This is a genomic window from Peribacillus sp. NJ4 (genome assembly GCF_030348345.1).
In the GTDB taxonomy this organism is placed as follows: domain Bacteria; phylum Bacillota; class Bacilli; order Bacillales; family DSM-1321; genus Peribacillus.
Window position 1 is genome coordinate 4,752,905 of the sequence record NZ_JAUCFQ010000001.1, and the last position, 14,222, is coordinate 4,767,126.

Here is a 14,222-nt window from a genome sequence, read left to right on the forward strand (position 1 = left end):
CCCCCAGATGCAATATTAGCGGCAATGATATTAATATCCTTTCCACCAATCGACTCTCTATTATTATTGCGGTTAAAAATGCTTTATCCTAATCATTTGCATAACACTTTAATTTTGTTTTCTTATCTTATAATAGTAAATATTCTGTAAAAATACAAATGTATTTTTCAAATAAACAGTTGCCAAAAATATCTTGTTGATATTCCCAATCAAAAATTATCATTTTAAAAAAGTGATGATCAGTATTTTATAATAGTGATAGTACAAAAAGAGCAGGAAACAATCACTTCTGATCGGAGCCCATTCAAACCTTCGCAAGTGAATGTTTATAAAAATTTAAACCATTTCAAGAAGTGTTGTAAATGCAAAAATTTGTTGACCTCCGAAAAAATAAATGATAGAATTCCAATATTATTTTATAAGTATAATGAACGATTCAGCAGTGGAAGATTATCACTGACTGACATTTTCACACAACCGCATACAAGCAAGCGATGAACGCTATGGATGACACTATAGCAGGAGCAGCTTCTGGAGAGACTGTACAAGATGCAGCGCCGAAGGATTCACAATCTCAGGCAAAAGGACAGAAGAGTAACGAATGATAAATTGTTATTCTGAACCCTTTAAGAGATTGGTATTATCCAATCTCTTTTTTTATTGTCCACTTTGTGATTGGACGGAAACAACACTCGTGAAAAAAACCATTGGGAAATGCAAGCTGGGCGAAAAATCACGTCCCTCTCTCCAAGACCAAGCAGGTTTGAAATCATTCACTATCAAGACCATAAAAGACGGGGGCGTACGAATTGGCTAAACAGGAATTAAAAAGAGATTTAAAAAATCGTCATGTACAACTGATTGCAATAGGAGGAACCATTGGTACCGGTTTATTTTTAGGATCCGGAAAAGCCATACAATTGGCAGGTCCATCCATCATCTTCTCCTATCTGATAATAGGGATTGCTTTGTTTTTTGTGATGAGGGCCCTAGGCGAATTGCTCTTATCCAATGCAGGGTATACGTCATTCACTGAATTCGCAACCGAATATGTCGGTCCATGGGCTGGCTTCGTGACCGGTTGGACCTATTGGTTCTGTTGGATCATGACCGCAATGGCCGATATCATAGCTGTTGGTGTCTATATACAATACTGGTTCGATATCCCTCAATGGATTCCGGCTCTAATATGCCTGGTCATCCTGTTAGGATTGAACCTATTGACCGTTAAGTTATTTGGCGAATTGGAATTCTGGTTTGCCATCATTAAAGTAATCACAATCATCGCCTTGATCATCGTAGGTATCATCTTATTGATCATCGGCTTCAATACCAATACCGGAACGGTTTCCCTAACGAACCTATGGAACCATGGAGGCATGTTCCCTAATGGAATCTCCGGATTCCTATTATCTTTACAGTTGGTCGTCTTCTCCTTTGTAGGTGTCGAATTGGTCGGGGTTTCCGCAGCAGAAACGGCGAACCCGAGAAAGAACATTCCGTCTGCCATCAATAAAATACCTGTCCGGATTTTACTTTTCTATGTGGGTGCCATATTCGTCATTCTCTGCGTCAACCCATGGACTCAACTGGATTCCACGAGCAGCCCATTTGTAGAGGTCTTTGCGTTAATCGGCATTCCTGTAGCTGCCGGGATCATCAACTTCGTCGTTTTGACATCTGCTGCTTCTGCATGCAACAGCGGTTTATTTTCAACAAGCCGAATACTCTATACGTTAAGCAGGAATGACGAAGCCCCTGCCAAACTGAAAAAATTAAATAAACAGGCTGTTCCAAGCAATGCCTTGTTTACATCAACAATCGTTGTATCACTTGGGGCATTATTAAGCAAACTGATACCGGAACAGGCATTTACCGTTGTGACGACCATCAGTGCCATCTGTTTCATTTGGGTATGGAGCATAATCTTGATCTCCCATATCAAATATTCGAAAACAAGGCCTGACCTAAGAGCCGAATCAACTTTCAAGGCTCCTTTTACACCCTTTATCAATTACGTCATTTTAGGATTATTCCTGTTCATCCTTATCGTTATGCTATTCGCTGAAGCTACACGGCTATCACTGCTCATGACGCCAATCTGGTTCATACTCTTGGTGATACTATATAACTACCAGAAAAAAAGATAGAAAACGGATAAAGCCTTGAACTCAATATGAATTCAAGGCTTTATCCATTTCAACAAACACTTCAACTTTCCATCAGTGGACTCGGTTGCTAAAAATATATCAAGCAACCACATTAAATTTTATATCGAAATAGTGTAAGCTAATATATATCATCGGAACTTGTAAAAGAAGGGAAATCAATCATGTATGAATTTCCCTTCCCCGTTTGGTTCACCCATCCATCAGTGGTATTAAAGAAAAACCCCCATTGGTGGACGTTTCACTTTATTTAATACGGAGGGGTTTGTTTAATGAAGATTATATATATCCTTACTCTAGTTCCTTTCATAGGCATACTAGGATTTCTACCTTTTGTTAATAGAATAGAACCTTATGTATTAGGGATGCCTTTCAATATGTTCTGGATGGCTATGTGGGTGGTCCTTACCTCTGCCATCTTGGGCATCATGTATAAGCTGGATCCCAGGAATCGGGAAGGTGACCAGGAATGAATATTGCTCTCTTAATCATTTTAGCATTTTTACTTCTGTCGATATTTTTAGGCATTCGCTCTTCAAAAGGAAAAGATATGGACTTGGAACAATGGACGGTGGGCGGACGTGGTTTTGGTGCAATATTCGTCTTTCTGCTGATGGCTGGGGAAATCTATACGACCTTCTCCTTCCTTGGCGGCAGCGGCTGGGCTTATGGAAAGGGCGCACCCGCTCTATATGTTCTTATTTACATTACTTTGTCTTACGTATTATCCTATTGGCTCCTTCCGGAAATATGGAAATATGCCAAAGAAAATAAACTGATGTCTCAATCCGATTTCTTTGTAAGCAAATATAAGAGTCCTAGTTTAGGAATTTTGGCTGCGCTTGTCGGTGTGGTGTCGATGATTCCAGTGATCGTCGTGCAGCTGAAAGGTTTGGGGATCATTGTATCAGAAGCTTCTTATGGTGCCATCTCAATGTCTGCGGCGGTTTGGATGGGGGCGATCAGCCTTACCATTTATGTGATGATATCCGGTATACACGGTTCAGTTTGGACAGCAGTCATTAAAGATATCATGATGATTGCCATTATAGGATTCTTAGGGATTTATCTGCCCATTCATTACTTTGGTGGATTTCAGCCGATGTTTGAAGCGATTGATTCGGCAAAACCCGGTTTTCTAAAGTTCCCTGAGCAGGGACTTAGCGTATCATGGTTTATCTCCACGGTAATATTGCTCGTATTCGGTTTCTATATGTGGCCCCAAGTTTTCAGCGCTGTTTATTCAGCGCGCAGTGGGAAGGTATTTCGAAAAAATGCCATCATCAGCCCTTTATATACGCTCATGCTGTTATTCGTCTTTTTTGTAGGGTTTACAGCTATATTGAAAGTGCCTGGACTCGTTGGGGCAGATGCAGACCTCTCATTGCTGCGCCTTTCGATCGAGACCTTTGATCCATGGTTCATAGGCATAATCGGCGGAGCTGGATTGCTGACCGCATTGGTGCCTGGATCCATGCTTTTGATGAGCGTCGCTACACTGCTCGCGAAAAACGTTTATAAGGAATTCGCACCTACAGTATCCGATCGGCACGTTGTAAGATTGGCAAAGTTCCTTGTTCCCATCATTGCCCTTATAGCCGTCTACTTCACCTTAAACGGCGGCGAAACGATGTCGGCATTAATTCTCATGGGATACAGTCTCATTACACAGCTATTCCCTTCCCTTCTCTTTAGTCTGAAGAAGAATAATCCAATCAATAAATATGGCGCAATCGCCGGCATCGTCACTGGATTGGCCATCGTAATCTGCATTACACTCAGTCATTCAACAATAGGGACCTTGTTTCCATCCTTGCCACAAGCAGCAAAAGATTTGAATGTCGGAATCATCGCCTTGGCAATCAATTTCCTTGTGATGATAACAGTAAGTCTTGCTTTCAGGAAGCACGTGGTTCAGTTGGAACCTAAATCCGTTAACGATATATGAAGCGCTCATTTTTGGATAAAAAGTAAAGATGTGAAAGAACAATGGAAGGCTCAGTCAAAAGACTGAGCCTTCCATTATAATCGACATCCAAAGCATAATGTCCTTTTTCTCAAGATTGATTATAGGAAGTCTCATTTTAGACTACTACTCTTTTTTGTTTATAATCAAATCCCCTATTTTAACTAATAAATACAACGAAAAAATAATCATCAAGGTTCTGGCTACTACCAGACCATCAGTAGCTAAATCATATCCTTTAGGTATTAATAATTTAGGGTTAAAGCTAAAAGTAATCGATATTACGAAAGCTATTAAAATCAGGATGCAACCGAACTGAAGTCTATTTGACATTAACATTCCGCCTTATATTAGGTTCGCAGTTAGCAGATAAAATGCTTCGTATTGCTTCCAAGACAACAAAAAAATACTCGTTTCAGTAGATTCGGGCTTTTACTCGTGAGTTTCACGCATTTACTCGTGAATTTGGAGCAAATACTCGTGAGTTTTACGCTTTTACTCGTGAATTTGGAGCAAATACTCGTGAGTTCCATGCCCGTTAATAAAACTCATTTTCTTTTTTCCTGATAACTTCAGTAATCCACTAAAGCCTTCCTTCCATCATTCAATGCTTTGACCATTTCCTTATATTCCTGTAACTCTTGTTCCAGTTTTTGTTTTCTAGATACAATCATCCTCGAAACCTCTTTCGGGCTGGGCCCGCCTTGAATGCTTCTAATCTCCACAAAGTATTCGGGAGAGATTATTTTTTTCCATTCATCTTCTGCTATATTCACTGAAACGAATCCATTTATCATCTTGTTTATGTCTTGTGTGTCCCAATCATATAGCTCTTTCCCTTCACTTATCGACCGTTTTGCAATATGGCTGGCTATGGAATGGGCTTTTCTAAATGATATCTCGTAATCTCTTGATAGGGTATCCGCTAATTCAGTAACCGTTATACTAGATTTTGCTGCCATTTTCTTTGTATGTTCTTCATTCACTTTCAAAGTTGATATGACGGCATACATCAGTTTCATGACACGGCCCGCATTCGAAAAGGCTCGATATAAATGCGGCTGTAAATCATCTTCCGTATCGACGATATCACCAAATGGTGTGTTGTGGATCATGTTCATGGCAGCAAGTGCGTCACCATACGCACTGCTTGCAATCGAACGGGAATGTTCAATTGATACTGGGTTTCTTTTTTGCGGCATGATGCTGCTTACTTGTACATAAGGATCTGCCACATGAAATGTACCAAACTCCCTTGTCACATGCTGCAGGAAATCTTGAATCCACCTTCCAGTGTTGACCATGCACGTCATGATGGCAGTTGCGGTTTCCAATAAATAATCGGCCCCGCCTATCGAGTCATAGGAATTTTCAATAACCGAATCGAACCCAAGCAGTTCAGCGGTACGGTTCCGGCTGATTGGAAAACCGGTAGTCGTTAACGCAGCCGCGCCCAGAGGGGATTGGTTCACCGTTTCAAAGGCTGCCCATAACCGGCCAATATCCCTTTGGAGAACATCATAAATGGCTAAAAAGTAATGACCTAATGTAGTCGGCTGAGCCGGTTGGGTATGTGTGTAACCAGTAATATAAGTTTCTGTATGTTTTTCTGCCTGCACCAAGAATGCCTCACTCAATTGGTTTGCATATCCGATCAATTGGAGAAGATGACCTCTCAAAACTAGCCGGTACATCGCAACTCCCATATCATTACGGCTACGCCCGATATGAATTTTCCCTGCAAGCTCATGACCAATTTCCTCACCGACCTTTGCCTCCATCATGAAAAATAAGTCTTCGAATTGAGGCTGATAGGTCAGCTTGGTGAGATCTGTTTGGGCCACTTTCCGAATCCCATCCAGCATGGTTTTCGCCTCTTCTTCTTTAATGATCTTTTGTTCCGAAAGCATGATGACATGTGCTCGATGAATATCGAACATCACATGAAATAAGTAATCTCTTTGATCATTAAAAACTGGCATTAGAAGCTCTTCTGCATATGTTTTTCCAGGAAAAACACTACCTTCATTTTTGATAAATTCTTCAAGCTTACTCATCTTTGAACCTCCGATTTATAAAGCTTTTTCCGCTTTGATTCCAAAAAACTTGTTCGAAATAAAGAGAACGATAACAATAAGCGTGATTTGAATCATCCCATAGGCAGCTGCCTGCCCCATATTGAACATCCGAAGCTGATTCATGATTTCAATGGATATGGGTCTGTTTGAAATCGTATACAACAAGACTGAGGTTGGAAATTCTCCTACAGACTCGATGAATGCCAATAATGTCCCGGATAAAACACCAGGCATGATAATCGGTAAAATGACCTTTCTGAAGGTATAAAACCACTTTGCCCCCAAGTTTCTAGCCGCTTCCTCAATCGAGTCATCGAGCTGCTCCAGAACGGCGTTAGTCGAGCGGACAACGAGTGGAATATGTCTGATGAAATAGGCAAGGGGCAAAATCCAAAATGTTCCTACCAATATTTGACCGAAAGAAAAAACGCTAGGTTCATTGAATGCGAATATCAAGTTCATCCCAATGACCGTTGCAGGCAACGCCCAAGGAATCATGACTAGAATATCAACAAAGCTTTTCCCTAAGAATTTCCGTTTGACAAGAACATAGGACGCGATGACCCCAAACACCAGATTTGCCAGTGTGGCAATTACGGCCATCAGTAAACTATTCCGTAACGGTTTGAAGATATTGGGATCTTCAAACAATAGCCGGTAATTTTCCACATTAAATACTGTTGGGTACGTTTGGAATGTCCAGGTTCCATCCGGCACAAGTGAAAGCAATAGAATCGTAAAGTGCGGTAAAAGCAGAATAATTACGCCGATGATACCCGTTACGACCATCACCCATTTCATAAACGGATTTTCCACTTCATTCCTGTGTGCCCCAATTCCTTTGGAAGCCATGCGGTAATCTTTCCTATTCTGATACCAACGCATGAATAATAGAAATGAAATCGAAACAATGGATAGAATGACGGATTGAGTGGCGGCAATTTCCATATCACCATTAATCTTCGAAAAATAAATTTGCAAGCTCAATACCCTGTACCCCCCAGCCAATAAAAACGGGGCGCTGAATGAAGCCATCGATATCATGAAAACAAGTAAAGAGGCGGCCACGATGGCGGGTGTCAATAATGGAAATGTCACCTTCCAAAATACCTTGAATTTATTTGCGCCTAAGTTATAAGCTGCTTCTTCAAGGGACGGATCAATTTTATTGATTGCAGCGGATACGGTCATATAAAAATATACATACATCGTATAGGCATGCACGATCAGTATTCCCGATACCCCGCCAATTTTAAATGGAACTTTATCGAGACCGAACAGATCCTTGATGGCATTTGGGATTAATCCCGATTCTCCATATAAAAACATAAAGGCCATAACCCCTACCAACGACGGAAGGACAATCGGCAAAATCGCTACAGATGAAAAGAAGCTTCTCCCTGGAAAATCATAACGGTTAAAAATGATTGCGAGAGGAATGCCAATCAAGGCACTGACCAATACACTCAATACGGATATATAAACGGAATTCCATAGAGCCTCTAAGTTCGTTTTCGATTCCTGTACGAAGAAGTCCTGATAATTTCCGAGGGATATCGATCCGTCTTTTTGCAAACTTTCTATAAAGGTTCTCAATGATGGGTAGAGTACATAAGCTACAAGCACCAATACAACTGGAATAAGGAGCCAAATCGTCAATCTGGTGTCACGATTTTTAATCATGGTGCATCACCGCTAATGACAGGGAGAAGGCGCAGCTGTTTCTCAGGAAGTTGGACAAACACTTCCTTCCCTTGATAAAAGTATCCAAATTCATGAGTATTAAATACGTCCACCCTTAATAACACGTTTTGAACATCCACCATGACATTTACAACAGATCCAAAGAATTGGACGGAATGGATTTTACCTTTAAAGATATTCATTCCCTCTTCGGCCACATCCAGAATTCTGATTGCTTCAGGACGAATCGAAACAGCAAGGTCATTATCGGTCTGCAGAATTGAATTTCCTTCCCTATCTGGATTTTGCACATTGAATTTAAACGGTTGTTCACTGTTTTTAAGGGTAACCGCTATATTCTCTTGTTGAACGTTTTCCACATTAACGGGCAATAGATTAATCTCACCTATGAAACTCGCCACAAAGTCATTGGCCGGCTGATTATAAATTTCTGCCGGCGTCCCGACCTGGTGACATACACCATAATTGAACACAGCGATCCGATCACTCATGGATAATGCCTCAGCCTGATCATGTGTGACATAAATGGTGGTAATCTTATAATCACGCTGCAGTCTTAAGATTTCTACCCTCATTTCATCACGAAGCTTGGCATCCAGATTACTTAATGGCTCATCCAACAGCAATATTTCCGGTTCAATGACCAGTGCTCTCGCAAGGGCAACACGCTGCTGCTGTCCTCCGCTCAACTGGCTCACTTGACGACTCGAGTAGCTCTCCAGCCTGACTTTTTGGAGGGCATCCAGCACTCTCCTCTTTAAGTCAGCTGAAGAAACTTTTCTCACACGCAAACCAAATGCAACATTATCAAAAACAGTCATGTGGGGAAAGAGGGCATAGTTTTGAAATACCATGCCTGTATTTCTTTTCTCCGGAGGTACACGCGTCATATCTTTTTCGCCAAATCGGACGACACCTTTTGTTGGATAATAAAAACCGGCAATCATCCGAAGCGTTGTCGTTTTACCGCAGCCACTTGGACCAAGAAAGGTAAAAAACTCTCCTTCTTTGATTTCCAGATTTAAATGGTCAACAGCTATCGTTTTACCGAAGGCTTTTTGGACATTCTCCATTTTTATTGACGCCATCCAACGACACTTCCTTATTCTTTAATTTCTTTATCTCCACTTTTTATATTTTCGTCCCAATATTTCATCCACTCGTCACCATTTTCTTCGAATGCATTCCAATCGATATCCATGGCTTTAATTTCGGTTTCCGTGATCCATTCAGGTAAATCCTTCACATCACTTCTGGTCGGAATCCTGTAAAATTCTTCTGCCAAAGTTTTTGCGGCTTCTGGTGAATTGACAAACTCATAAAAGGCTTCAGCCGCTTTTGGATGCTTGGCACCTTCAACGATGGCGATACCTTCTGTCAATACGGGCGTTCCGCTTTCTGGAATGACGAACTCAAACGGATAATTTTTATTTTCTTTCAGCATGACAACATCCGGCATTGCCCAGACGGAAAGGGAGCCCTCACCTTTAGCTACCTTGTTATACATCATTTCCGGGTTCGCTGAATATTCCTTCGTGTTTTGGTCGAGCTTCTTTAACCAGTCATATCCTTCTTCGGGATCATTCGTATCCTTATACGTACGATAGATCATCGCAGAAAAAATTGTCCTCATCGTTCCGGAGGCCAACGGATAGCGGATGATGATTTCATCTTTCCATTTCGGATCAAGCAGCTCATCCCAATCTTTCGGCACTTCGTCTTTTGACAGTTCTTTGCTGTTATACATGATGACTTCCGGTGTCTGGCTCGTTCCCGTCCAATACCATTCCGGATCGTGGAATCCTTCTTCGAGACTATCGGAATAGGTAGGCTTATAAGCAGAAAGCAGTCCATCATCCTTTGCTTGATTGAAGTTCGTGGAAGGTGCTCCCCACCAAACGTCTGCCTGCGGATTATTTTTCTCTGATCGAACACGGTCAAGGATTTCCTGGGACCCCATATCAAGCCACTCAACATCAATACCATATTTATCTTCGAACTGCTTTTCGAACTTCGATAAAATATCTTTGCCATGCGGAGAGTAAACGACGATTTTATCTTCCAACTCACCTTTTTCTCCCTTGGAACCGCCAGACTCCGAATTCGTTTTCGTATCTGAACCATTACATCCTGAAATCAATAGTGCTGCCGATAAGACCAGAACTGAAACAAGCGACTTTTTCCTATATTTCATAAATAATCCCCCTCATCACGAAAATTCAAAATGCCATCATGTTCCCTTAAGAATAGGGAAACCGCCCCTAATACTCCTGCGTTTTCTCCCAATTGAGAAGTTTTCATTTCTACTGAACTTGGAAGATATCGATCAACGATCTCCCGAATTCTAGGTAAAATGTATTCAGATGAATTTAATACACCACCTCCTAAAATAATCACCTCTGGATTTAGCAAACTAGCCGCATTGACAATTCCGCAGGCTAAATGTTCGATGGCTTCATTAATGACGGCCATCGCTGTCGTGTCTCCTTTTTTTGCGGACAAAAAAGCATCTTCCCCCGAAAGTTCGGAAGATTGGGCCCGTTCGAATAAAAAATGATAAGGATCCTTGAGAACAGCTCTGGTAAATTGACCGCCAATCGATTTTCCACCTGCGACACTTTCCAAATAGCCGTATCTATGGAAAACCGGCTTGAATTCACGCTTCATATCCTCTTTATCCGTTACCATATATCCCATTTCCCCAGCTGCACTGGAAGCCCCTCGGTATAACTGATTATTCAAGATAATGCCGCTTCCTATCCCCGTGCCAACCGCAATGAACAGTAAATTCCGCTTATTTTGTGCATTACCCAGCCACTGTTCTCCAAGCGCAGCCGCGTTTACATCATTGTCGAGAAAAATGGGGAAATCAAAATACCTTTTCGCTTCGGCTATAAACGGATACTGTACCCACCCTAAACTCGGTGCCTCTATGACTAATCCGCTTGCCGTTTGCGTTATACCAGGAACCCCGACTCCCATCCCTAATATCCTGTCCTTTCCAATCTGCTTCTTTGCAAATAACCGTTCCGTTTCAATCGCCATTTGTTTAAGAAGACCTGAATGTAAATAAGTGCTTGTTGAAAAACTAGCTTCGGCAAGGATGTTGCCAATTAAATCACATAAAACGATTTTCACTTTCGTCCCGCCTATATCAACCCCTATGATATAGGCAGCCTTCTCATTGAAAAAGAGCTGGATAGGCCTCCTTCCACCTTGAGAAGAGGATTCTCCTATCCCTTTCTCAAATACCCATTTCTCCTGTATAAGTTCATCCACGGCCAGGGAAACGGTCGGTTTACTTAGCTTAAGCTTAACGGCGATTTCAGCTCTCGATATGGGTGAACATTCTTGGATGCATTGAATGATTCTTTTTTTATTAACGTATTTTTGATGACTGGGTGTTCTTTTAAAACTCATCACATCACGGCCTTACATCATTTAGTTAGTAAATCTTCCTAATTAAGTAAAAATATAACTTAAATACATTCTGCGCACAAGTTATTATTCTGAACATTTTAAATAGTCACCTTTTTATAGTTACTTCGAATTATTTACATTTATAACCATTAGTGCTATTTATTAGATAAGTTTTTTCATCTGGTTAGTTAGAAAATATTACTAACCTACATTTTTTTCTTCACAAAAGCTTGGGTATTTTATTAAGGTTGAAGGGGGTTAAAAGAAAATGAAAAAAGCTTTTTTATCGTTGCTTTCCCTTTTGCTAGTTCTTGCATCATTGCCGTTTGGAGGTTCCGCTGCAAATCCGGAGGAAGCCAAAGTTGAGCTATGGAATGCGGTCAAGCCACTCGAGACGACCGTGACATTCTTAAACAGCGGTGCCCATCCTGATGATGAGCGCAGTGACTTTCTAGCTTATCTATCGAGAGGGTTAGGGGTGAAGACATCCAGCCTGATTGCAAACCGGGGTGAAGGAGGTCAAAATGAAATTGGGGATGAACTGGACAATGCTCTTGGAATCATCCGTTCAAGGGAAATGATAGAAGCTGCAAAAATCACCGGAGTTAAGGCCTATCATCTAAGTGAAACAACCTCCGATCCCATCTATGATTTCGGATTCTCTAAAACACCAGAGGAAACTTTGGGAAAATGGGGCGAGGAACTCACGTATGAACGGCTTATCCGCTTTATTCGGACGTATCAGCCTGATATATTGATGCCATCCTTCCAAAATGATGATACCCAGCATGGACATCATCGAACAATGACAATCTTAAGCGAACGTGCCTTTAAGGATGCTGCTGATCCTACTGTTTTTCCAAAACAATTGAAACAAGGTCTATCGGTATGGCAAGTGAAAAAGTTATATTTACCTGTTTCCTCCGCAGATCAAGCAACCACTTCGATTGAAATCGGTAAATATGATCCAATATACGGTATGACTTACCCACAGCTTGGAGAACAATCCCGGTATCTGCATAAAAGCCAGGGCATGGGCTCTGATATCCCTGTAGCACCGCGCCAGGTCCATCTGGATTTGAAGCAAAGCGCCGTTGATACAAAAAGCCAGTCGGACCTGTTTGCAGGCATACCTTATGATTTTACTGAATGGGCTGAAAAACTCCCTCGCTCAGCATCAAAATTAAAAGGTGAATTTAAATATCTACAACGGAATTTAGATGCTGTTATTGAAGCTTATCCAAATGATAAACGGGTTTTTTCAACTTCCCAAACGGCTCTCGCCAATGTTCGTTCAATTACTGCGCAAATCAAAAAGGCAAAGCTAAGCCCTGCCATGAAAAACGACTTACTTCATAAGCTCTCATTAAAAGAAGAGCAAATACAAAACGTCAGTTATGTCTCTTCAGGACTGGATGTTCAAGCTAAAGCAGCGTCAATGATCCTTACAAAAGGCCAAAATACGAACGTAACCGTAACGGTGAGGAATAACGGGAAACAAACATTGAAAAAAGTCGCTGCTGCATTGAATGTACCTAAAGGATGGAAGGCTAAAACAAAAGCTAAAGATGTCAATCTAGCACCAAATAAATCAACGACAATAACGTACCAGGTCGAATTCCCTGAAGATGCAGCCTATTACCATGCTTATGATGATCCAACAATTACAACCAGCATTTCTTATAAATACGGCAGCACCAAAACCGCCATTAAGGAAGAATTGGATGGAACGATCGCTGTCCTTCCTGACGTTGGTCTTAACCTATCCCCTGAAGATATCGTGGTAAATACATCAGATGTAAAAGAAAAAATACCAGTGACCGTAACCTTGAAAAATTATACAAAAGGAAAAACAGCAGCAAAGGTCGCTTTAAAAATCCCTGAAAATTGGGAAGTTCATCCCAAAAAAGCCACCGTATCATTTAATGAAAAATCAGAAGAAAAACAAGTGAAATTCACTCTAACACCACCGAAGGCAATTCAAAATGGTGAATATCAGGTTAAGGCAGTTGCCACTGTCAACGGAAACACCTTTGATTCAACCATTCAGGAGATTTCCTATGACCATATCGGAACATTCTATTACCAATATCCAGCTGCAATCAATACCGTTGCTTTTGAGCTTTTGATGCCAGCTTCATTAAAAGTGGGTTACATTGAGAGTGGATTTGATAAAGTGGCAGATTACTTAAGTAACGCTGGCCTTAACATCACAAAGTTAACTGCGGCTGATTTAGCTGAAGGTGATTTAAGCCAATACGACACGATCGTTACAGGCATACGTGCCTATCTATCCAGGGAAGATCTAAAGGCAAATAACGCGCGCTTACTGGAATATGTGGAAAACGGCGGTCATCTCGTCGTTCAGTACCATAAACCGGGTGATGGATGGGATGCCCAGAAGACTGCCCCATATCCACTTACCCTCGGGAACCCTTCCATTCGCTGGCGGGTAACCGATGAAAATGCCACGGTCAACGTGTCTAAACCAGAATCAGCGCTTTTTAACTATCCAAATAAAATAACAACGGACGACTGGAACAATTGGGTTCAAGAAAGAGGATTGTACTTCCCAATGAAATGGGACGAACGGTTTGAAACATTCATTTCCATGGCTGATCCGAATGAAGAACCATTTGATGGCGGAATCCTCATGGCTAAATACGGTAAAGGCACCTACCTCTACACTAACCTGGTCCTATACAGGCAAATTCAAGGTCAGGTTCCGGGCGGATATCGAATCATGACGAACCTGATTAGTTACGGTTCCAAGTAAATAAAAAAGAAACCTATGCAGGTGTTGACTGCATAGGTTTCTTTTCTCATTTCTACTCTAAAAAAAAAGTTATGCACAAAGATAAGGGAAAGGCTTATGCGTTTGGGTTT

The 14,222-nt window shown here is 41.3% G+C and carries 10 protein-coding genes and 1 riboswitch; of the genes, 5 read left to right on the forward strand and 5 right to left on the reverse strand.

Annotated features, from left to right (window positions below; all coding sequences use genetic code 11):
- Window positions 1-521 precede the first annotated feature (521 nt).
- Window positions 522-600: riboswitch (glycine riboswitch) on the forward strand.
- Window positions 601-809: 209 nt separating this feature from the next.
- The 4 genes from QUF94_RS23760 to QUF94_RS23775 all read left to right on the forward strand — a co-directional run bounded on the left by QUF94_RS23760 (window position 810) and on the right by QUF94_RS23775 (window position 4,701).
- On the forward strand, window positions 810-2,150 hold the full coding sequence (locus QUF94_RS23760; protein WP_289318006.1) for an amino acid permease: 1,341 nt from the start codon (window positions 810-812) through the stop codon (window positions 2,148-2,150).
- Window positions 2,151-2,440: 290 nt separating this feature from the next.
- The gene (locus QUF94_RS23765; protein WP_125161884.1) at window positions 2,441-2,641 is read left to right on the forward strand and encodes a DUF3311 domain-containing protein; all 201 of its coding nucleotides are present in this window, start codon (window positions 2,441-2,443) and stop codon (window positions 2,639-2,641) included.
- Window positions 2,638-4,116 (forward strand): sodium:solute symporter family protein, encoded by a 1,479-nt coding sequence (locus QUF94_RS23770; RefSeq protein ID WP_289318007.1) that lies wholly within the window; start codon window positions 2,638-2,640, stop codon window positions 4,114-4,116. Before QUF94_RS23765 ends, QUF94_RS23770 begins: the two co-directional genes overlap by 4 nt.
- Before the next feature lie 402 nt (window positions 4,117-4,518).
- Entirely contained in the window at window positions 4,519-4,701 is a 183-nt protein-coding gene (locus QUF94_RS23775; protein WP_289318008.1) for a hypothetical protein, read from the forward strand.
- Window positions 4,702-4,706: 5 nt separating this feature from the next.
- Here QUF94_RS23775 and argH read toward each other — a convergent pair whose 3' ends face one another.
- Genes argH through QUF94_RS23800 form a run of 5 tightly spaced genes read right to left on the reverse strand, consistent with a single transcriptional unit; the run spans window position 4,707 to window position 11,336 of the window.
- Window positions 4,707-6,191, reverse strand: coding sequence for an argininosuccinate lyase (gene argH / locus QUF94_RS23780; RefSeq protein WP_289318009.1), 1,485 nt, complete (start codon window positions 6,189-6,191; stop codon window positions 4,707-4,709).
- A 15-nt stretch (window positions 6,192-6,206) separates the two neighbouring features.
- Window positions 6,207-7,895, reverse strand: a complete 1,689-nt coding sequence (locus QUF94_RS23785; RefSeq protein ID WP_289318010.1) for an ABC transporter permease — start codon at window positions 7,893-7,895, stop codon at window positions 6,207-6,209.
- On the reverse strand, window positions 7,892-9,004 hold the full coding sequence (locus tag QUF94_RS23790) for an ABC transporter ATP-binding protein (RefSeq protein ID WP_289318011.1): 1,113 nt from the start codon (window positions 9,002-9,004) through the stop codon (window positions 7,892-7,894). The genes QUF94_RS23785 and QUF94_RS23790 overlap by 4 nt, the downstream gene beginning before the upstream one ends.
- Before the next feature lie 14 nt (window positions 9,005-9,018).
- Window positions 9,019-10,110, reverse strand: a complete 1,092-nt coding sequence (locus QUF94_RS23795; RefSeq protein ID WP_289318012.1) for an extracellular solute-binding protein — start codon at window positions 10,108-10,110, stop codon at window positions 9,019-9,021.
- Entirely contained in the window at window positions 10,107-11,336 is a 1,230-nt protein-coding gene (locus tag QUF94_RS23800; protein ID WP_289318013.1) for an ROK family transcriptional regulator, read from the reverse strand. The genes QUF94_RS23795 and QUF94_RS23800 overlap by 4 nt, the downstream gene beginning before the upstream one ends.
- Before the next feature lie 268 nt (window positions 11,337-11,604).
- Here QUF94_RS23800 and QUF94_RS23805 point away from each other — a divergent pair, with 268 nt between their 5' ends.
- Complete coding sequence (locus QUF94_RS23805; protein ID WP_289318014.1) at window positions 11,605-14,112, forward strand: NEW3 domain-containing protein; 2,508 nt, start codon at window positions 11,605-11,607, stop codon at window positions 14,110-14,112.
- Window positions 14,113-14,222 lie beyond the last annotated feature (110 nt).